The organism is Bradyrhizobium sp. MI1.7, assembly GCF_055811795.1.
In genome coordinates this window covers 13,455-32,750 of the sequence record NZ_JBVVPO010000055.1, presented here as the reverse complement: position 1 = coordinate 32,750, position 19,296 = coordinate 13,455, and the positions used below count along the sequence as shown (strand labels likewise).

Annotated in this window: 18 protein-coding genes; 10 read left to right on the top strand and 8 right to left on the bottom strand. The window is 63.9% G+C overall.

Features of this window, described 5'->3' with window-relative positions:
• Positions 1-65: 65 nt before the first annotated feature.
• The gene (locus tag AC0L3X_RS34945) at positions 66-905 is read right to left on the bottom strand and encodes a universal stress protein (protein WP_354130619.1); all 840 of its coding nucleotides are present in this window, start codon (positions 903-905) and stop codon (positions 66-68) included.
• A gap of 183 nt (positions 906-1,088) precedes the next feature.
• Between AC0L3X_RS34945 and AC0L3X_RS34940 the strand changes: the two genes are divergently transcribed.
• The 3 genes from AC0L3X_RS34940 to AC0L3X_RS34930 all read left to right on the top strand — a co-directional run bounded on the left by AC0L3X_RS34940 (position 1,089) and on the right by AC0L3X_RS34930 (position 4,433).
• Positions 1,089-2,612, top strand: coding sequence for a bifunctional aminoglycoside phosphotransferase/ATP-binding protein (locus AC0L3X_RS34940; protein ID WP_354130620.1), 1,524 nt, complete (start codon positions 1,089-1,091; stop codon positions 2,610-2,612).
• 25 nt (positions 2,613-2,637) lie between these two features.
• Entirely contained in the window at positions 2,638-3,612 is a 975-nt protein-coding gene (locus AC0L3X_RS34935; protein ID WP_071911849.1) for a CHAD domain-containing protein, read from the top strand.
• A gap of 92 nt (positions 3,613-3,704) precedes the next feature.
• Complete coding sequence (locus tag AC0L3X_RS34930; protein WP_354130621.1) at positions 3,705-4,433, top strand: CBS domain-containing protein; 729 nt, start codon at positions 3,705-3,707, stop codon at positions 4,431-4,433.
• Between the two features lie 18 nt (positions 4,434-4,451).
• Here AC0L3X_RS34930 and AC0L3X_RS34925 read toward each other — a convergent pair whose 3' ends face one another.
• The 3 genes from AC0L3X_RS34925 to AC0L3X_RS34915 form a co-directional block, all read right to left on the bottom strand.
• Positions 4,452-4,910, bottom strand: a complete 459-nt coding sequence (locus AC0L3X_RS34925) for a RidA family protein (protein ID WP_441256270.1) — start codon at positions 4,908-4,910, stop codon at positions 4,452-4,454.
• A gap of 21 nt (positions 4,911-4,931) precedes the next feature.
• Positions 4,932-6,623 (bottom strand): benzoate-CoA ligase family protein, encoded by a 1,692-nt coding sequence (locus AC0L3X_RS34920; RefSeq protein ID WP_354130623.1) that lies wholly within the window; start codon positions 6,621-6,623, stop codon positions 4,932-4,934.
• Positions 6,624-6,774: 151 nt separating this feature from the next.
• Positions 6,775-7,284 carry a MarR family winged helix-turn-helix transcriptional regulator gene (locus AC0L3X_RS34915; RefSeq protein ID WP_231142628.1) on the bottom strand — a complete coding sequence of 170 codons (510 nt, stop codon included), beginning with the start codon at positions 7,282-7,284 and terminating at the stop codon, positions 6,775-6,777.
• Positions 7,285-7,542: 258 nt separating this feature from the next.
• Between AC0L3X_RS34915 and AC0L3X_RS34910 the strand changes: the two genes are divergently transcribed.
• Positions 7,543-8,718 carry an ABC transporter substrate-binding protein gene (locus AC0L3X_RS34910; RefSeq protein WP_354100405.1) on the top strand — a complete coding sequence of 392 codons (1,176 nt, stop codon included), beginning with the start codon at positions 7,543-7,545 and terminating at the stop codon, positions 8,716-8,718.
• A gap of 27 nt (positions 8,719-8,745) precedes the next feature.
• Positions 8,746-9,201, top strand: a complete 456-nt coding sequence (locus AC0L3X_RS34905) for a cupin domain-containing protein (RefSeq protein ID WP_007601580.1) — start codon at positions 8,746-8,748, stop codon at positions 9,199-9,201.
• Between the two features lie 9 nt (positions 9,202-9,210).
• On the opposite strand, the gene AC0L3X_RS34900 is transcribed toward AC0L3X_RS34905, so the two are convergent.
• The 3 genes from AC0L3X_RS34900 to AC0L3X_RS34890 all read right to left on the bottom strand — a co-directional run bounded on the left by AC0L3X_RS34900 (position 9,211) and on the right by AC0L3X_RS34890 (position 12,331).
• Positions 9,211-10,461, bottom strand: a complete 1,251-nt coding sequence (locus AC0L3X_RS34900; protein ID WP_028156622.1) for a flavin-dependent oxidoreductase — start codon at positions 10,459-10,461, stop codon at positions 9,211-9,213.
• 240 nt (positions 10,462-10,701) lie between these two features.
• Positions 10,702-11,538 (bottom strand): enoyl-CoA hydratase family protein, encoded by an 837-nt coding sequence (locus AC0L3X_RS34895; protein WP_028156623.1) that lies wholly within the window; start codon positions 11,536-11,538, stop codon positions 10,702-10,704.
• Between the two features lie 31 nt (positions 11,539-11,569).
• Entirely contained in the window at positions 11,570-12,331 is a 762-nt protein-coding gene (locus tag AC0L3X_RS34890) for an SDR family NAD(P)-dependent oxidoreductase (RefSeq protein WP_354130624.1), read from the bottom strand.
• A 192-nt stretch (positions 12,332-12,523) separates the two neighbouring features.
• Between AC0L3X_RS34890 and AC0L3X_RS34885 the strand changes: the two genes are divergently transcribed.
• Genes AC0L3X_RS34885 through AC0L3X_RS34865 form a run of 5 tightly spaced genes read left to right on the top strand, consistent with a single transcriptional unit; the run spans position 12,524 to position 18,251 of the window.
• On the top strand, positions 12,524-13,339 hold the full coding sequence (locus tag AC0L3X_RS34885; RefSeq protein WP_441256269.1) for an alpha/beta fold hydrolase: 816 nt from the start codon (positions 12,524-12,526) through the stop codon (positions 13,337-13,339).
• Between the two features lie 12 nt (positions 13,340-13,351).
• A complete protein-coding gene (locus AC0L3X_RS34880) occupies positions 13,352-14,641 on the top strand; it encodes an acyl-CoA dehydrogenase family protein (protein ID WP_354130626.1) in 1,290 nt (429 codons plus the stop codon).
• Positions 14,642-14,643: 2 nt separating this feature from the next.
• Positions 14,644-16,170, top strand: a complete 1,527-nt coding sequence (locus tag AC0L3X_RS34875) for a class I adenylate-forming enzyme family protein (RefSeq protein ID WP_354132208.1) — start codon at positions 14,644-14,646, stop codon at positions 16,168-16,170.
• A complete protein-coding gene (locus AC0L3X_RS34870) occupies positions 16,167-17,255 on the top strand; it encodes an NAD/NADP-dependent octopine/nopaline dehydrogenase family protein (protein WP_354130628.1) in 1,089 nt (362 codons plus the stop codon). Before AC0L3X_RS34875 ends, AC0L3X_RS34870 begins: the two co-directional genes overlap by 4 nt.
• A 3-nt stretch (positions 17,256-17,258) precedes the next feature.
• Positions 17,259-18,251 carry a 3-hydroxybutyryl-CoA dehydrogenase gene (locus AC0L3X_RS34865; RefSeq protein WP_071911830.1) on the top strand — a complete coding sequence of 331 codons (993 nt, stop codon included), beginning with the start codon at positions 17,259-17,261 and terminating at the stop codon, positions 18,249-18,251.
• Here AC0L3X_RS34865 and AC0L3X_RS34860 read toward each other — a convergent pair.
• Entirely contained in the window at positions 18,248-19,294 is a 1,047-nt protein-coding gene (locus tag AC0L3X_RS34860) for a 2,5-dihydroxypyridine 5,6-dioxygenase NicX family protein (RefSeq protein ID WP_166100127.1), read from the bottom strand. The two genes, AC0L3X_RS34865 and AC0L3X_RS34860, sit on opposite strands and share 4 nt — an antisense overlap.
• Between the last annotated feature and the right edge of the window lie 2 nt (positions 19,295-19,296).

The window sequence follows — 19,296 nt, the reverse complement described above, 5'->3', positions numbered from 1 at the left end:
GCAAATGCGCCCGGTCGGTGGCGGTTCCGATGATTGACAATTAGGCCGATAAACTGGCGATGCGCCTAGTGCGAGATCATAACCCAGCACGGCGGCTGGCCAATGACAGTCTTTGTCACACCACCCCAAACGATCTCGTTCAGGCGTGAATGATGGTAGGCGCCCATCACGATCGCATCCACGGCATGGGAATTAGCCCAGCTTCCGAGCACCTTGCCGATCGAGCTGCCGCCGCCCTTCGTCGTTTCGAACGAGGCGTAGACCCCGTGTTCCCTCAGATGATCGACGAGCGCGGTTCCGGATTGCACGATGGCATCGGTCTTGTCGTCCGCCACCGTGACCACCCGGACGGATGAAGCAGCCTGAAGAATGGGCAGCGCGTCGCCGACGGCCCGCGCGGCGCGGGCGGAGTGATCCCAGGCGATCATGACGTTCTCGAACTCCGGTCGCAGCTCGTCCACATGCTGTTCCGGGCAGAGCAGCAGCGGCCGGCCGGATTCGAACAGGAGCGTTTCGATGATGCGCTCCGTCTGACTGTCATGCGGCCTCACGGGGACCAGCGTCAGATCGCTGAAGCGCGCATGCTCGGCCAGGATCGACGCGATCTGGTCCGCGGGCACCTTGCCCGATCGGCTTTGGGCGCGAATGTTGGCGCGGGAGGCTGCATTGGTGAAGGCGTTGAGGAGTTGCTGCACGTCGCTTACCTCACGCGAACCGCTCGCCTCCGCGGAATCCAGATCGCCAGGGATGATGACCTTCGGCCGCACGAAAACATCTTCCTCGAGCGCGAGCGCGGTGATCCTGGCGCCGAGGTCGGCGGTGACAGCCACGCATGTCGCGATCGCGGCGAGGGCCGGTCCGCGCGGTTGGCCGACAAGCGGCAGAAAGACATCCTTGATGGGCATCGGGATTCTCCTTACCGGTTAGGATAAGCCACCTTTCGCCGGGAAGCTTGATCCTCCTCAAGGCGGGAACACCGCGCAGCCAGCCGACGACAGGCTTTGACCGATGTCAAGGACTGGCCCCGATCCGCCTCTAAGGATTAGCCTGCTGCCTCACCGCTGACGCATCTGGAAATGCCTGCTGAGATGACAGACGATTCTGCAATCCAGGAACGGGTCTTCGAAGCTCTAAACGCGCGTCCTGGCGTAAAGCGGATCAACACCCACGCAGCGTCGGTGTTTCTCGACGGAACGCGCGCCCTGAAGATCAAGCGGGCTGTCAAGTTTCCATTCCTCGACTATTCGACGCTCGAAAAGCGCGAGGCGGCCTGCGAAGAGGAGATCAGGATCAACCGGCCGCTCGCGCCGCAAATCTATCACCGCGTCGTGGCGATCACGGAGGAGCCGGATGGATCGATCGAGATCGACGGTGGCGGCCGGCCGGTCGAGTATGCGGTCGACATGTCCCGCTTCGACGAAAACCGGACGCTGGACCGTGTGGCCAAAACCGGCCCGCTGGATGCAGAGCTCGCCCCGGCCATCGCGGATGCGATCGCAGCATCGCATGCGAGAGCGCCGGTCGCGGACGGCACCGCATGGATTGCCTCCATTCCTGCGCTGATCGATGGCAACAGCACCGGGCTGCGCAATGGCGATCATTTCGAAGCCGCCCAGATCGAGCAACTCTGCGAAGCCTCACATCAGGCATTCCTGCGCGTCCGCGCTACACTGGAAGAACGCGCGCGCCACGGTTTCGTGCGCCGCTGTCACGGCGACTTGCATCTTGCCAATATCGCGTTGATCGATCGGCAGCCTGTCCTGTTCGACGCGATCGAATTCGACGCGCAGATGGCGACCGTGGACGTGCTCTACGATCTTGCGTTCACGCTGATGGACCTGCTGCGCCATGACCAGTCGGCCACGGCCAATGCCGTCCTGAACCATTATCTGATGACGGCGCCCGGCGAAACGCTCGACGCCCTGGCTGCGCTGCCACTGTTCATGTCCATTCGCGCGGCGATCCGTGCGCAGGTGGCGCTGGCGCGGCTGAGACGGCCTGATGCCGACGGCCCCGGCACTCTCGACGAGGCGCGCCGCTATTTCGAGCTCGCCCGGGCTTTGATTCATCCCCCCGCCCCTCGCCTGATCGCGGTTGGCGGACTGTCGGGTACCGGCAAATCCGTGCTCGCGCGCGCGCTGGCGCCCGCCGTGGCACCACAGCCGGGCGCCGTCGTGCTGCGCAGCGACGTCATTCGCAAGCAGCTGTTTCAGGTGGGACACACCGAACGGCTACCGCCGTCCACGTACCGGCCTGACGTGACGGCGCAGGTCTACGAGGTGCTGATGCAGCGCGCCCGGCAGGTTCTGGCGCAAGGCCATTCGGCAATCGTCGACGCCGTCTTTGCGCGCGAGTCCGAGCGAGACGAGATGGCCGCCCTGGCCCACGAGTGCGGCGTACCGCTCAATGGACTATTCCTCGTCGCCGACCTCGCCACCCGCCAGGCGCGAATCGGCGGCCGCCGGGGCGACGCGTCCGACGCCACGCAAGAGGTTGCCGCGCAGCAAGAGCACTATAATATCGGCCATGTCGGTTGGGCGACCATCGATGCATCCAGGACACAAGCGCAGACGCTCCAGAATTGCCGGGACGTAATCGCTGAGGGCAAATAGGGCAATCTGATTGGCGCGGGCTAGGATGGCGCGACCCACCACGAGTTCGATGGCGACCGCTCGCGCCAAGCCTGCGGCGCGGCGCAATGTTCTGCCCGGCCGCCTCAGCCCTGGCATGGCCTGCGACACCGCGTTCCGGATCATCGCCCGCCGTCACCTCGATGCCGTCCTCGCCCAGCACGATGGCACCTGCCACGGCGATCCCGAGGCGCTGCATCAGATCCGGATCGCACTGACGCATCTGCGCACCGCCATCCGCTTCTTCTCGCCCATGGTCGACGATGCCCTGCGGCCGAATGTCTGGGCCGAACTGAAATGGCTGAACAGCCAGCTCGGCATGGTGCGCGACCTCGACGTGGCGATCGAGCGGGTTATCGCCGAGAGCGGAGGCGAGCTTGATGTGATCGCCGAGCTCCAGCATTGGGACGAGAAGCGCGCCGAGAGCCACCGCCTGCTGGCGCGCGCGCTGCAATCGGCGCGGTATCGCCGTCTTGTCGAGCAGACCTCGGCCTGGATCGAGAGCGGTCCTTGGTCGACCCGGCGCAGCAAGGAGGCCATCCGATTGCGCCGTTGCCCGCTTGCCGACCACGCGACGGCGCAGCTTACGGAATGGGAAACGACGCTGCTCAGGAAGGCGCGGAAACTCCGCAAGCTCGACGTCGAAAAACGGCACAAGCTGCGGCTCCTCAACAAACGGCTGACCTATTCGATCGAATCGCTAGAGGATTTGTTTGCAGACGAATCGCTGACCAAACAGAAGTCGATCCTCAAGCAATTGCGCAAGGCGCAGAAGTCCCTCGGGCAATTGAACGACGATGCACGAGGCCAAACCCTGGCAGCGTCGCTGAACGAGGCCGTCCCCGAGGCGGGCATTCGCTTCCTCAACCGGAAGCGCCAAAAGAAGCTGTTGCGGACCGCCTCGAACGCTTACCGGAAACTGGACAAGGCCAAGCCGTTCCGCTCCTCCGACCTCGCCCCGAATGCAGAGCCCGAGGATTAGGTGCGGACCAGCTTGACTTGGGTCAAATCAGCTTCCTGCCGGTGCCCTAAGCTCCACACATCGATATTCGTGTGAACTTGCGGAGCTTTCCCATGCGCGCCCACCAGATCATGACCCGCTCGGTCATCTCGGTTGCCCCCCACACCAGCATCGTCGAGGCGGCAAACATCATGCTGAAGCGGCACGTCAGCGGCCTCACCGTGGTCGACGATGCCGGCAAGCTGGTCGGCGTGGTCTCCGAGGGGGATTTCGTCCGCCGCAGCGAAATCGGCACCGGTCGCAAGCGAGGCCGCTGGCTGCGGTTCATCCTCGGCCCCGGCGCATCCGCCAGCGATTTCGTCCACGAACATGGCCGCAAGGTCTCGGAGGTGATGACCGCCTCGGTCGTGACCATCACCGAGGATACGGCGCTCGCGGAAATCGTTGATCTCATGGAACGGAACAACGTAAAGCGGCTGCCGGTGGTGCGCGGCGACAAAGTCGTCGGCATCGTCTCGCGCGCGAATTTATTGCAGGCGGTGGCGGGGCTCGCCCGCGAGGTACCGGATCCGACGGCCGACGACGATCACATTCGCGGCCGTATCATCGACACCATGGAGAAAAACGACTGGTGCCCGTTCGGACTGAACGTCATCGTCCGGGACGGCATCGTTCATCTCAGCGGCGTCATCACCGAGGAACGCGCGCGTCAGGCCGCCGTCGTCGCGGCGGAGAACGTCGAGGGCGTCAAGAAGGTGCACGACCATCTGTGCTGGGTCGACACTGTATCGGGCGTCTATATGAATTCGCCCGAGGACGACGATCTCGCCAGGGCCAGTTAGGCGCGAACCGAAGGCGACTTAGCGGGGAATGACAGCGGTGGCTTCGATCTCGACGCGCGCCGCCCTCTCGACGAGGCGGACGACCTGCACCAGCGCCATCGCAGGATAGTGCGCACCGAAGGTGGCACGGTAGCTCTTGCCGAGCTCCCTCAGGTTCGCCAGGTATTCGTCCATGTCGACGACGTACCAGGTCAGGCGCACGAGGTGCTCGGGCCGCGCACCCGCCTCCGCCAGTATCTCGGCGATGTTGCTCAGGGCTTGGCGCACCTGCGCGACAAAGCCCTCCGCGAGACGCTCCTCGACGTCCCAGCCGATCACGCCGCCGGTGACGACGATGCGTCCCTCGGCGGCCATGCCGTTGGCATAGCCTTTCGGTAGCGGCCAGCCGGACGGTTGGAGCACCTGCGCCCTGGAGCCGGTTTCGCCCTCGGCTGCTGTCGGCAGCACCGCGAGGTGCGGGCCTTTCGGCGTCGTCACGGACAATTCTTCATCCTTCTCTTATTCCGCCGCAACGCCAGAGGACGTCGCTGCAGCCTGCGCCAACTGCCGCAGGGCAAATCGCTTCAACTTGCCGGTCTCGGTCTTCGGCAGTTGCGCCACGAACTCGATCGCGCGCGGATATTTGTAAGGCGCAATCTCACGTTTGACATGCTCCTGCAACTCCGCTGCGAGCTGAGCGTCCGGCGTCACACCGGGGGCGGCGATGACATAAGCCTTCACGATCATGCCACGCGCCTCGTCCGGCGCACCGACGACGCCGCACTCGGCTACGGATGGATGCGTCAGCAGCGCCGCCTCCACATCCGTGCCCGCGATGTTGTACCCGGCTGACACGATCATGTCGTCGGAGCGCGACTGGTACCAGAAGTAGCCGTCGCTATCCATCAGATAGGTATCGCCGGTGATGTTCCAGCCGTTCTGGACGTATTTGCGCTGCCGCTCGTCGGCGAGATAGCGGCAGCCGGTCGGGCCGCGCACCGCGAGCCGCCCCATCGTGCCCGGCGGCAGGTCATTGCCGTCGTCATCGACGATTTTTGCTTCGTAACCCGGCACGGGTTTGCCGGTTGCGCCGGGACGGATCTCGTCCACGGTCGCGCTGATGAAGATGTGCAGCAGCTCGGTCGAACCGATGCCGTCCATCAGCTTGATGCCGGTGGCCTTGAGCCAGGCATCGAATGTCGGCTTGGGGAGGGTCTCGCCCGCAGAGACGCACTTTCGCAGCGAAGAAATGTCGCGACCCGCGAGCTTGCCGATCATGGCGCGATAGGCGGTCGGCGCGGTGAAGCAGACCGAGGTCTTGTATTGCTCGATCGCCGTCAGCATGTCGTCCGGCGTCGTCTTCTCCAGCACGACGAAGGAAGCGCCGATATGCATCGGAAACAGCACGCCGCCGAAGCCGAAGGTAAAGGCGAGCGGCGCTGAACCGACGAAGCGATCCTTCTGCTCCGCCCTCAAGATGTTGTGCGCATAACCGTCGCAGACGGCCAGCATATCCCGATGGAAATGCATGGTGCCCTTGGGATCGCCCGTCGTGCCCGACGTGAAGGCAATCAGGCAGATGTCATCGGCGGCGCTATCGACCGCCTTGAACTCCGGGCTCGCATCAGCAATCAGCGCCTCGAGCGAGTCCGACGCGCCGTTGCCCCAATAGACCACGTGCTTGAGACCGGGCGCCGCCGCTTTCGCCTTCTCCATCTCCTCCGAGAGTTTTCCATCGCAGAGCGCGAGCGTAATCTCCGCCTTCTGGATCGGATAAGATAGTTCCTTGGCGCGCAGCAGAGGCATGGTCGCCACGACGATGCCGCCAGCCTTGATCACCGCGAGATAGGTCGCAACCATCATCGGATTGTTGGCGGAGCGCAGCAGCACGCGTCCGCCGGTTACGAGACCAAGCTTGCGAACCAGCACGTTGGCGATGCGGTTCACGAGCGCTTGCAGCTCGCGATAGGTGTAGCTGACGGCCGGACTGATCACGCACGGCGCGTCGCCGTGGCCCTGCTCGACCCAGCGGTCGAGAAAATAGCTGACGCAGTTCAATCGCGGCGGGTAGTGCAGCTCCGGCCGCGTGAAGATGAATTCGGGCCAGAACTCTCGCGGCGGCAGATGCTGCCGTGCGAATGTATCGACGTGGGCTGTCGCGGCGTTGCCGTCATACGAGCCCGACTCTTGAGCCTTAGCGGCGTTGGCCATCGCACGTTCCTTTCAGCATGGAAAGCACCCGGCAGCATCATATGGGAAACATTTTAGGCTTAAAACAATTCGGCGCAATAGCGGATTTTGGGCATCCCATGCATTTTCCTGCGGCAAGGTGGTGGGACTGGCGGGGTGCCCCGCTGGCGGACTACGGCCGGCGGCGAGCGGCCGATTTCTGCGCCGACGCCTTTGTCTTGGCCAGGAGCCGCATCAATTCGCGGACGTCCTTCGGGGTCAGGTCGGCGAACAGATCGGCGATCCAGGTCTCGTGCTCCGCAGCCATCCTGCGAAACTCGGCGCGACCCAGCTTTGTGAGGCGGATCACCTGGACGCGGCGGTCCGTCTCCGAGGTGCGCCGGTCGAGATGGCCCGATTCCACCAGCCGTTCGACGAGGCCGGTGACGTTGCCGTTAGACACCATCATGCGCTTGGAGACGTCGGACAGCGTCATGCCATCGGGCGCCTTGTCGAGCTGCGCCATCAGGTCAAACCGGGGCAGCGTGACGTCGAAGCGCTGTCGCAGGCGGCCACGGACTTCGCCTTCGATCAGGGTGGTGCAGGTGAGCAAACGCAGCCACAGCCGAAGCTCTTCGGCGTGGTCCTCCGGCGTCTCGACGGCCTTGGTCTCGGAATCGAGCATCTCGATGCAGTCACTCATGGCCGGCCTGGCGCCAGCACGGATTCCCCAACGTTTTGAGCTTCAAATAAATCGGCCCGGGCCGCAAGCCTAAAGCTGCAACAATCGACCACACTCGAATTTCTTTAGGCTTCAAATAATTGGCGCGCCACTTGCATGCGCACTGCCCGCAGGATGGCCACGCCTTGAGCTTGCTTGCCGCGGCCGCCATCATCGGCATAAGCTTGAATTGGAGTACGCGGCTTGCTGCGCAAGCCCGATCGTCACGGGGGACACATCATGAAGACGCAAACGACCTTGGCCGCCGCCGCCCTGCTGCTCGGCACCGCGGTGAGCCCTTCCTTCGCCCAGGAGAAGATCAAGCTGGGCGTGGTCGTGACCCTGTCGGGCCCCGCCGCCGCGCTTGGCCAGCAGGTCCGCGACGGCTTTGCACTCGCCGTGAAGGATCTCGGCGGCAAGATGGGCGGCCGAGATGTCGAGGTGATCGTCGCCGATGACGAGTTGAAGCCCGACGCAGCGGTCACGAAGGTCAAGGGCCTTCTGGAGCGCGACAAGGTCGACTTCGTGGTCGGCCCGATCTTCTCCAACATCCTCCAGGCGATCCACCGCCCCATTACGGAGTCCAAGACGTTCCTGATCAGCCCCAACGCCGGGCCATCGACTTTCGCCGGCAAGGACTGCAACCCGTTCTTCTATGTGACGTCGTATCAGAACGACCAGGTCCACGAGATCCTCGGCAAGGTGGCGCAGGATCGCGGCTACAAGCGCATGTATCTGATGGTGCCGAACTATCAGGCCGGCAAGGATTCGGTGGCGGGCTTCAAGCTCGACTACAAGGGCGAGATCGTCGAAGAATCCTACATGCCGCTGAACACGCTGGACTTCCAGCCGGAACTTTCCAAGATCTCGTCGCAGAAGCCCGATGCGCTGTTCACGTTCATGCCAGGCGGCCTCGGCGTCAATCTCGTCAAGCAATACCGGCAGGCTGGCCTTGCCGACAGCATTCCGGTGCTCTCGGCTTTCACGGTGGATGAATCGACCTTACCGGCACAGCAGGATGCGGCCGTCGGCATGTTTGGCGGCGCGAACTGGGCGCCCAATCTCGACAATCCCCAGAACAAGAAGTTCGTCGCGGCCTATGAAGCCGCCTACAACGTCGTGCCCGGCACCTACGCTTTCCAGGCGTATGACGCCGCGATGCTGATCGACAGCGCGGTCAAGGCCGTGAAAGGCGATCTCTCGAACAAGGATGCGGTTGGGGCTGCGCTGAAGAAGGCCGACTTCACCTCTCTGCGCGGCGCCTTCAAGTTCAACACCAACGGCTATCCGATCCAGGATTTCTATCTGACCAAGGTCGCCAAGCGTGCGGACGGCAAGTTCCAGACCGAGATCGTTCAGAAGGTCTTCGAGAACTATGGCGACCGCTATGCCAAGGACTGCAAGGCGGCAAACTAAGCCGCACCGCATTACGGGAGGACTGCAATGAAGAGCGAAATCACCGGCATCACACGGGCCAATGAAGGGATCCAGGGCATTTCCTGGAACATCCTCGGCCAGACCTATGTGCCGAAGAGCAATACCGAGCACAGCTTCTCCTGGCACGCGACATTGCCGCCGGGCACATTCGTGCCGCCGCACATCCATCCCGACCAGGATGAGTATCTCTACATGCTCGAGGGCAAGCTCGACTTCATGCTCGGCAATTCGGAGTCGCAGGCGACCGCGGGCGATCTGATCCGCCTCGGTATGGGCGTGCCGCACGGCATCTTCAACAAGTCGGAGCAGACGGCAAAGGTGCTGTTCTGGGTGTCGCCGACCCGCAAGCTGTTCGACCTGTTCTGGGGCCTTCACAACATGAAGGAACAGAAGCCGGAGGACGTGGTGGCGATGGCCGCCGAGTTCAACATCCACTTCCTGCCGCCGCCGCCCGGCGGCTAGCAGCGAGTCTTAAGCGCGCACCGCCGCCAGACCCGGCACTGCGGCGAAGCCGGCCTTGGTGGCGTAGCCGCGGACGATCGCCTCGCGCTGGGAATAGCTCAGCACGTTGTCGACGTTGTCGAAGCCATCGGGTGCAAGCTGCTCGACGGCGTCGATGACGCCCTCGGGGCCGCCGCGCCGGTTGGAGCGGACGATGTCAGCGGTCATCGGCAGACGCTTCTTCTCATATTCAAGCAAAGCCTGGCGCGGATGCTCGGCGCGCACCAGCGCATCGGCAAGGCAGCGCGCGTCGAGGATCGCCTGAGATGCGCCGTTGGAGCCGACCGGATACATGGGATGCGCGGCATCGCCGAGCAGCGTAACGCGCCCGGACGACCAGTAAGGCAAGGGATCGCGGTCGCAGGTCGGATATTCGTAGAACTCGGGCGTTGCCGAGATCAGGCTCTTGACGTCGATATAGGGCACCGAGAAGCGCGCGACATGCGGCATCAACTCCTCGCGCCGGCCGGGCCGCGACCAGTCTTCCTTCCGGGGCGGCGGGGCATTGCCCTCGCCGACCTTCACCAGCACCGCCCAGTTGGTGAGACGGCTCGCCGGGCTCGATCCCTCTGCGATCGGGTAGATCACCACCTTGGCGTTGAGGCCGCCGGCCACGATCATCGACTTGCCGGTGAGGAACAGCGGCCAATCGCGCGCACCGCGCCATAGCATCAGGCCGTTCCAGCACGGCGGTCCCTCGTTCGGGAACAGCGTGTCGCGAACGCGTGAATGGATGCCGTCAGCGCCGATCAGGATATCACCGCGCGCAGTATGGATGTGCGCGCCCGAGCGGTCGAAGAAATAAGCGGTGACGCCGCCCTCGTCCTGCGTGAAGGCGCCGAGGCGGCAGCCGGTGTGAATTGCCTCCGGCCCGAGCCGCTCCTCGACGGCACGATGGATGACGCCCTGAAGGCGGCCACGGTGAATCGAGAATTGCGGCACGTCATGGCCGGCGTCGATGCCGCGGGCTTCGCGCCAGACCTCCTGGCCGTGGCGATTGAGGTAATAGAGCTGGTCGGTCCGGATCGCGACGTCGTCGAGCTGCTGGAGGAGACCGAGGCCGGCAAGCTCCCGCATCGCATGCGGCAGCGTGTTGATGCCGACGCCGAGCTCGCGGATGGTGTCGGCCTGCTCGAAAATCTCGCATCCGATGCCGCGCGAGCGCAGCATCAATGCCGTGGTGAGACCACCGATACCGCCACCGACGATAATCGCCTTCATCGCCCTTACTCCACTCGAAAATACGCCAGGCAATGGGGCTAAAGTCGCACGGGCGGTCACTCCGCCGCAAGCGGCTTTGTCGCCTCCGCCTTGAGCTCGGCCCGGGTCTTGGGCTTAGCCTTAATTCTCAGCTCCTCGAGATCCGCCGGTCGCGCACGTTGTTGCGGAAAATCTGATCTTTTCCGGGCAAGTACTGCGGCGCAAATCCCCATTGCTGGCCTTCCGCAGGAAGTCCGGGGCTCAGTCGCCCCTGAAGACCGGCTTGACCTTGTTGGCGAACGCTTCAAAGGCGCGCTCGAAATCCGCCGTGGTCATGCACAGCGCCTGGGCAACGGCTTCCGCTTCGATCGCCTCTTCAATCGACATCGCCCACTCCATCGCCAGCATCCGCTTGGTCATGGTGTTTCCGAAGGTCGGGCCTTCCGCGACCTGCTTGGCCAGCAACTGCGCCTGGGGCAGCACCTGCTCGGGCGTGACGATGCGGCTGAAGAAGCCCCAGCGCTCGCCCTCCTCCGCCGTCATGAACCGGCCGGTGTAGAGCAGCTCGGAGGCGCGGGACTGTCCGATGATCCGCGGCAGGATCGCACAGGCGCCCATGTCGCAGCCGCCAAGTCCGACCTTGTTGAAGAGGAACGCGACCTTCGCGCCGCTCGCCGCGAGCCGCATATCCGATGCCATCGCGATGATCGCGCCGGCGCCGGCGCAGATGCCTTCGACCGCGGCCACAATGGGCTGAGGGCAGGCCCGCATCGCTTTGACGAGGTCGCCGGTCATCCGCGTGAAAGCGGTCAGCCCCTTGGTGTCCATCTTCACGAGCGGGCCGATGATCTCGAACACATCGCCGCCGGACGAGAAGTTACCGCCGGCGCCGGTGACGATGATGGCCTTGACTGCATCATCGAAAGCGCAGGCGCGGAAGAAATCCGTCAGTTCCCGATAGCTCTCGAAGGTCAGTGGATTCTTCCGCTCGGGACGGTTGAGCGTCACCGTGGCAACGCCGTCGACCACCGCCAGCAGGAAGTGCTGCGGCGAATAATCCGCGAGCGGCACGGTCACAGGATTAGCTGGTCTGCTCATGCGATCTCCTAACTATGTTTGTTCCGCGCTACTAGATTTCGCCGCCTGCGACTGCAATCGCCTGCCCGGTGATCGCACCAGCGCCTTCGCCGCACAACCAAAGCACTGCGTCAGCCACCTCTTGAGGCGTGATCAGCCGCCCCTGCGGATTGTGCTTCGCGAGCTCGGCGATCGCCTGCTCGCGGCTCCTGCCGGTCTTCTTCATGATGTTCTCGATGCTGCCGGCGACCAGATCGGTGTCGGTGAAGCCCGGACACACCGCATTCACAGTCACATTGCTTCCGGCCGTCTCGAGGGCAAGAGAGCGCACGAGACCGACGACGGCGTGCTTCGCCGCCGTATACGCGCTGACATAGGCGTAGCCCTTGAGCCCCGCCGTCGAGGCAATCGCGACGATGCGGCCATAGGGACGATCCTTCATGCCCGGCAGAACGCCCTGGATGGCATGGACAACGCCCATGAAATTGACGTCCATCATGCGCGCAAACAGGGCAGCGTCCGATTTCGCGAACGGCGCGGATTCTGCACTTCCCGCGTTGGCGATCAGGATGTCGATCGGCTTTCGCGCGCTCGCTTCAGCGATAGCGGCTTTCAGTGATAATTCGTTCGAGACGTCGGCGATCGCAGCAAAATGCGCGGCACCTGCGCTGACCGCCTCTTCTAGAACAGCGGCGTTCCGGCCGAGCACCGTCACGGTTGCGCCTGCCCCGACAAGAGAGGCTGCGATGGCGCGGCCGATGCCGCGACCGCCACCGGTCACGAGCGCGTGCGACGAGTGCGGCAATCCGGACATGCGCTGGCTCCTTGGCTCTGCTGATCGTTCCTCGATATATTTTAACCTTCAAGTTTTTGCAACGAAGCTGCCGTAGCGCCGCGAACGCCTTCGCGCGAGAGACCGGCCCGAAAATTGCTTTAAGTATAAAATTATCGCTTCCCATCCCCTACAGGCCTGTTAGCATCGACCGGCCGAGCAAAAGGATGTCGCGTGTCGCAGCCTGCGCCAATGATAACAAAAGACGGCCGCTTCGCCTATGAAGCCGCGGGCGATCCGGACGCGACACCCCTGATCTTCCTGCATGGCATTGGCGGCGCGGCACGGGCCTGGCGGCAGCAGATCGCGAGATTCAGCACCCAGTTCCGCGCAATTGCATGGGACATGCCGGGCTACGGCGGATCGGCTCCGCTCGCCAGCGTCAGCATCGCGGCCCTTGCCGATGCGCTCCTGCAATTCATTGAGCAGCTTGGTGCAACCAAGCCAATTCTGGTCGGCCATTCGATCGGTGGCATGATCGTCCAGAAATGGCTGGCGCAATCTCCGAAACTGGCCCGCGCGGTCGTCCTCGCGCAGACCAGCCCGGCCTTCGGCAAGGCCGATGGCGATTGGCAGAAGTCGTTCATCGCGGCGCGGCTTGGGCCGCTCGATCGCGGCGAGACCATGAAGTCGCTGGCTCCCTCCCTGGTGAAGGAGCTTGTCGGCGACGATCCTGATCCGAAGGGAATGGAGCTTGCGCGCGAGTGCATGGCAAGCGTGCCCGAGGCGAGCTATCGCGCCATGATGCTGGCTTTGATGGGCTTCGATCAGCGCAGCACACTCAAGGACATTTCCGTCCCGACGCTGTTGCTGTCCGGCGCCAAGGACAACAACGCGCCTGCCCCCATGATGGCAAAGACAGCAACATTCATTTCCTCTGCCGAATATGTCGAGCTGGCTGGTGTCGGCCATCTCGCTAACCTTGAACGCCCTGACGCGTTCGACGAAGCCCTCGGCCGGTTCCTGAATTCCGTCGCGACCAAAACGTAGGGTGGCTGCGCAATGACCATGCAAGTCAGAAAGAACATCGGCGCGACCGACAAGGTCGCGCTGGATACGCCGATCTTCGATCCCGTCGCATTCCGCCTGAGCGACGAGCAGGCCGGCATCATCGCGCGCGCCCGCGAGATCGGCCAGAGCGTGTTCGCTGGTCGCGCGGCGACTTACGATCGCGAGGCGATCTTCCCGACAGAGAATTATCGCGACCTGCATCGCGTCGGCCTGCTCGGCATCGCGGTTCCCAAGAAGCATGGCGGGCTCGGCGCGAACTATCAAACCTACGCACTGGCGGCAGCCGAAATCGGCCGCTATTGCGGCGCGACCGCCCTCACCTGGAACATGCACGTCTGCTCGACCCTGTGGTCAGGTCCGCTCGCCGACGATCTCGACATGGACGCGGAGACCCGCGCCGAGCACGAGCGGCGGCGCGCGGTTCATTACAAGCGTATCGTCGAGGATGGCGCGATCTACTCGCAGCCCTTTTCCGAGGGCGGAGCGGCCGCGGCCGGCGGCGTCGCGTTCGGCACGGAAGCAAAGCCCGTAAAGGGCGGTTGGATCGTCAACGGCAAGAAGATCTTTGCATCGCTGTCCGGTCATGCCGACTACTACGGCGTGCTCTGCACCGAGATGGAGGAGGGCGAAAAAGCCTCGCGCCGCAACACCCTTTACCTCGCGATCTCCGCGAAATCGGACGGTGTCTCGGTAGTCGGCGACTGGGATCCGCTCGGCATGCGCGGCACAGTCTCTCGCACGCTGCTGTTCAAGGATGTGTTCGTCCCTGAGGATTCCGCGCTGATGCCGCGCGGCGTCTATTTCCAGGCGGCGATGCGCTGGCCTCACATGTTCCTGACGCTGTCGCCGACCTATATGGGCCTGGCGCAAGCCGCCTATGATTTCACCGTGCGCTATCTTCGCGGCGAGGTACCGGGCATGCCGCCGGTCAAGCGCCGGATGTACCCGACCAAGCAAATCGCGGTCGCGCAGATGCAGATCAAGCTCGAGCAGATCAAGGCGATCTGGTTCCAGGCGATCACCGAGGCCCACGCCAATCCAAGCAAGGAGCAGGTGCTGCGCGCCTATGCCGCGCAATATTCGGTGATGGAGGGCGCCAATGAGCTCGCCGCGCTCGCGATCCGCACCTGCGGCGGTCAGGCCATGCTCCGCTCGCTGCCGCTGGAGCGCATCTATCGCGACAGCCGCTGCGGCTCGCTGATGCTGCCCTGGACCGCCGAGCTCTGCCTCGACCGGATCGGGCGCGAGGCGCTGTACGAGGCCGGTGAAACGGACGACTGACCGTGGACCTCTGTAGTCTGATCGATCGCAACGCGGCGTTCGCGCCAGACAAGACGGCGATCGCCTTCGAGGGTGAGCGGCTGAGCTACGCCGCACTCGCCGCGCGCATCGAACGGACCGCCACGGCGTTGAAGCAGGAGCTCGGCGTCGGCCGAGGCGACCGCGTCGCAATCCTGAGCCTGAACCGGCCGGACTATCTGGTTCTGCTCTACGCATGCGCGCGACTTGGTGCGATGCTGGTGCCGCTGAACTGGCGGCTGGCGGTTGCCGAGCAGCGCTTCATTCTCACCGATGCGGGCGCAAAGGTCCTGGTACTCGAGCAGGCATTTGCCGGAGTTCTCCCGGAGCTTGCGCCGGGGACGGCCGTCATCGGCCTCGATTTCGCGCCGTCGCGGGGCGTGACATTCGAAGACCTGCTGGCTCGCAGCGAAGGCAGCGGCCGCAATCCGCACACTGATCTCTCCTGCCCGCTGCTCGTCGTCTACACGTCTGGAACGACGGGACGGCCGAAGGGCGCTGTTCTGCGGCAAGAAGCCTTGTTCTGGAATGGCGTCATGAGCCAGCACATGCACAACATGACGTCGGATGATCGCGTGCTGACGGTGCTGCCATTCTTCCATGTCGGCGGCCTCAACATCCAGACCACGCCGGCGCTGCAGCTTGGTGCGACCGTCACAATCCACGCCCGCTTCACGCCAGATACTGCGCTCGCGGCCATTGAACGGGAACGACCGACCCTGACAGTGATGGTGCCTGCAATCCTCCAGGCCGTGAGCGAGCATCCCGCCTGGACAACGACCGATCTCTCGTCGCTCAAAGCCGTCTCGACCGGCTCGACCATCGTGCCACCGCACCTGATCGATCGCTTCGTGGCGCGCGATGTTCCGGTGCTTCAGGTTTATGGATCGACGGAAACTTGCCCCATCGCAGTCTACACCCGGCTTGGCGGCGATCTTTCGCGCGCGGGATCGACTGGACTTGCCGGCCTGTGCTGCGAAGCGAAGGTGATCGATCAGGCCGGCAATGAGGTCCCTGCGGGTACGCCGGGCGAAATCGCCGTGCGCGGGCCCAACGTGTTTTTCGAATATTGGGGCAATGCGGATGCCACGCACGATGCGCTGCACGACGGTTGGTATCGCACCGGCGATATCGGCCTGTGCGATGCCGACGGGTATTTCTGGGTCCGCGACCGCAAGAAGAATGTGATCATTTCCGGCGGCGAGAACGTCTATCCGGCCGAGGTCGAGCGCGTCCTGCTCGAACATCCCAATGTCAGCGAATGCGCCGTGATCGGCCGGCCGGACCCGCGCTGGGACGAGGTGCCGATCGCCTATGTCATCGGGCGGTCCGGCTCCCGGCTCGAAGTGGACGAGCTGAGAGCGCATCTTCAGACGCAGCTCGCCCGTTACAAGGTTCCGCGCGACATCGTCTTCGTCGACGACCTGCCGCGCACGGCACTGGGCAAGGTCCAGCATTTCCTGCTGAAGCAGCTTGATGCGAAGTCGCGCGCGCAAGGAGAAGCATCTTGAGGATTGCAGTTCTGGGTGGGGGAAACGGCTCTTTCGCAGCCGCGGGCGATTTTGCGCTGTCGGGGCATGAGGTCCGGCTCTGGCGCCGCGACGCCGATCAGGTGGCGGCGCATCGTGCCGCCGGCTCGCAGATCCTGGTCAAGGATCATAATGGCCGGCACGATGTGAAGCTCGCGCTGGTGACGACCGATATCGCCGAAGCAATTGATGGCACCGAGCTGATTCTGTGCCCCGCCCCCGCCTTCGCGCAGCCGGACATTGCTCGTTTGCTCGCTCCGCATTTGCGGGACGGCCAGGTCGTGTTCCTGCCGCCCGCCACATTCGGCTCGATGATCTTCGCCCAAGCCGCGCGGGGTGCCGGAAACCACGCCAAGGCAAGCTTTGCCGAGACCGGAACACTGCCTTGGCTGACCCGCAAGCACGGGCCGTTCGAGGTCGCGATCACCATACGCGCCAAGCGTCTGCCGGTCGGCGTGTTTCCGCTCGATCGGGCCGCGCATGCACTCGAAGTGATCGGACGCGCTTTCCCTGATGCGATCGAGCCGTGCGGCGATGCGCTCTCCGGCGCGCTGATGAATGCTGGGCCCATCATTCACCCGCCGCTGATCGTGATGAACGCGGGCCCGATCGAGCATTTCGAACGATGGGACATCCACAAGGAAGGAACGCAGGCCGCGATCCGCCGGGTGACCGACGCGCTCGACGCAGAACGAATCGCGGTGCGCGAAGCGCTTGGCTATGGCGCACCGCATTTTCCGCTGGCCCACCACTACGCCAAAGAGGGCGAGATCTGGATGTATGGCCGTGGCTCGCACGACCGGCTGACCGATTCCGGCGACTGGCGCGAGCGGATCGTGCTGACCGAGCACCGCTATATGCGTGAGGATCTGCGGCTTGGGCTGTCGCTGCTGGTCTCCGCCGCCGCCCTGGCGGGCACGCCCACACCGTTGGCCAAGGCCTTTCTGGCCATCGGCGGTGCGATTTGCGGCGAGGATTTTGCGCAGCGCGGCCGAACGCTCGAGACGCTGGGGCTTGGCAATCTCGGCAAAGCCGAGCTCCAGGCGCTTCTTCGCAGGGGATTTTGACCGATGACCAGCCGCGCCAACATTGCCTGCCTCGGGGCCGGCCGCATGGGGCGCGGCATCGCCGTCGCGTTCGCCTACGCAGGGCATATGGTCACGATGATCGACATCAAGGGCCGTTCCGCGGAAGATTTCGCCAAGCTGGAGGCGGACGCGCTCGACGAAGTCAGGAAGACCTTTGCCAGCCTGTCGAAGCTGGGACTGCTGAACGAGGCAGATGTCGATCCGCTTATCGCACGGGTCTCGGTGGTGCCAGCCAGCCGAAGCGGCGTAGCGCTGTCCGGCGCCGGAATGGTTTTCGAGGGCGTTCCTGAGGTCGTCGAGCTCAAGCGCGAGGTGCTGGGGGCGGCTTCAAAACAAGTCGGCCCGGATACGATCATCGCTTCGACCACGTCGACCATCCTCGTCGACGATCTCGCTGGGGCGATCGTGAACCCTCGGCGCTTCCTCAATGTGCACTGGCTCAATCCGGCCTATCTGATCCCGCTGGTCGAGATTTCGCCCGGCAAAGCCACCGATCCCGCCATCATCGATGAGGTCAAAGCGCTGCTCGAAGCCATCGGAAAGGTCCCCGTGGTCTGCGCGGCGACGCCCGGCTTCATCGTCCCGCGCATCCAGGCGCTGGCGATGAACGAGGCCGCACGCATGGTCGAGGAAGGCGTCGCCAGCGCCGAGGAGATCGACAAAGCGATCCGTTACGGCTTTGGCTTCCGCTATGCCGTGCTCGGACTGCTCGAGTTCATCGACTGGGGCGGCGGCGACATCTTGTACTACGCCAGCCGGTACCTCGAAGGCGCGCTCGGAAGCGACCGCTATCGCGCGCCGGACGTCATTTCCCGCAATATGCAAGAAGGCCGGATCGGCTTGCGAACGGGTGCCGGCTTCCTCGATTATTCAGGCATGGACGTCGATGCCTATCGCGTGAAGCGGCTTCAGGCCATGGTCGACCTGCTCCGGCATTTCGGCCTGGCGCGCCCACCGGTCCTCGACCGCAGCTAGCCGAAGACGTCCTGCAGCACGCCTTCACGAACGACCGCGACGCCGTCGAGTTCGATCGTCGTTCCCATCATCGGCAAATCAAAGTGGCCCGCCGTGTAGCGGCCGGCAAATTCGTTCGCGCCGGTCGAGAACAGGAAATTGCCGGAGACGGCACGAATTTCAGTGCCGTTGGTGTCGCGCTGGTCATACATCGAGAGGGCTTCGTAGCGGGCCCCCGGGTTCATGCCGAAGCCGACATGCGAGACCGCATAGGCCTCGCGATCGCCCCACGCTGCGAGATAGGCACGCATCATCGCCGCATCCGTGCCCTCGCCCTCCAGCTCGACGACGTAATCGTCCTTCAGCGTCATTTTCACCGGGGACGCCAGGTAGCGCTTGAAGGTCAAATTGATGTCACCGGGCGCCATCACCAACGTCCCGTTGATCGTTCCGCTCTTGGGAAAGCTAACCACAATGCCACCGGGCCAGTGCGCCAACGTGCCCGGCTTGTCGGTCCAGCCCCACACGCCGACCGTGGACGCACCGACCATGTCAACGTCGAGCGCCGTGCCGGCTTTCGATGTCACGCGCATCCGCTTCGTCCCACGCAACAACTTCGCCGCCGCGCGAACGCGTTTCTCGAGTGCGGGATCCGGCACCATCCGCTCCAGCGCTTCCGGGTGTTCGTTGGAGATCACCAATATCCGCGCACCGGCCTTGAGGATATCCGGCGTCTCCACCGCGTGCATCAGACCCTCGATGGTGCAATCCACCACAAAGCCGGCCTGCTGGAGTGCGGTGATGACCGGACCAAGCCGCTGGATTGCCTCGCTTGCGCCGGTCGAGCGAACCGGCACGATATTCCGGTTACGCGGCGTCGGCATCACCACATGAAACGGCCGCGCGCCCATCCGCAGCAGGGCGAGCTCCGCCAAATGAACGTTCAGCGCACGCGATTGGGTTTCCGAGAGGATCGCCGCGGTATCGCCGGCCTTGACGGCGCAGCGCTCAAAGATCTCGCAAAACGCGTCGATCCATTTTGCCTCGATGCGATCCGCCAGCATGG

Bases quoted from the DNA above. Each gene is read 5' to 3' on its own strand.
- AC0L3X_RS34945 (WP_354130619.1), bottom strand. From the start codon at position 905: ATGCCCATCAAGGATGTCTTTCTGCCGCTTGTCGGCCAACCGCGCGGA.
- AC0L3X_RS34940 (WP_354130620.1), top strand. From the start codon at position 1,089: ATGACAGACGATTCTGCAATCCAGGAACGGGTCTTCGAAGCTCTAAAC.
- AC0L3X_RS34935 (WP_071911849.1), top strand. From the start codon at position 2,638: ATGGCGCGACCCACCACGAGTTCGATGGCGACCGCTCGCGCCAAGCCT.
- AC0L3X_RS34930 (WP_354130621.1), top strand. From the start codon at position 3,705: ATGCGCGCCCACCAGATCATGACCCGCTCGGTCATCTCGGTTGCCCCC.
- AC0L3X_RS34920 (WP_354130623.1), bottom strand. From the start codon at position 6,623: ATGGCCAACGCCGCTAAGGCTCAAGAGTCGGGCTCGTATGACGGCAAC.
- AC0L3X_RS34915 (WP_231142628.1), bottom strand. From the start codon at position 7,284: ATGAGTGACTGCATCGAGATGCTCGATTCCGAGACCAAGGCCGTCGAG.
- AC0L3X_RS34910 (WP_354100405.1), top strand. From the start codon at position 7,543: ATGAAGACGCAAACGACCTTGGCCGCCGCCGCCCTGCTGCTCGGCACC.
- AC0L3X_RS34905 (WP_007601580.1), top strand. From the start codon at position 8,746: ATGAAGAGCGAAATCACCGGCATCACACGGGCCAATGAAGGGATCCAG.
- AC0L3X_RS34900 (WP_028156622.1), bottom strand. From the start codon at position 10,461: ATGAAGGCGATTATCGTCGGTGGCGGTATCGGTGGTCTCACCACGGCA.
- AC0L3X_RS34895 (WP_028156623.1), bottom strand. From the start codon at position 11,538: ATGAGCAGACCAGCTAATCCTGTGACCGTGCCGCTCGCGGATTATTCG.
- AC0L3X_RS34890 (WP_354130624.1), bottom strand. From the start codon at position 12,331: ATGTCCGGATTGCCGCACTCGTCGCACGCGCTCGTGACCGGTGGCGGT.
- AC0L3X_RS34880 (WP_354130626.1), top strand. From the start codon at position 13,352: ATGACCATGCAAGTCAGAAAGAACATCGGCGCGACCGACAAGGTCGCG.
- AC0L3X_RS34865 (WP_071911830.1), top strand. From the start codon at position 17,259: ATGACCAGCCGCGCCAACATTGCCTGCCTCGGGGCCGGCCGCATGGGG.
- AC0L3X_RS34860 (WP_166100127.1), bottom strand. From the start codon at position 19,294: ATGCTGGCGGATCGCATCGAGGCAAAATGGATCGACGCGTTTTGCGAG.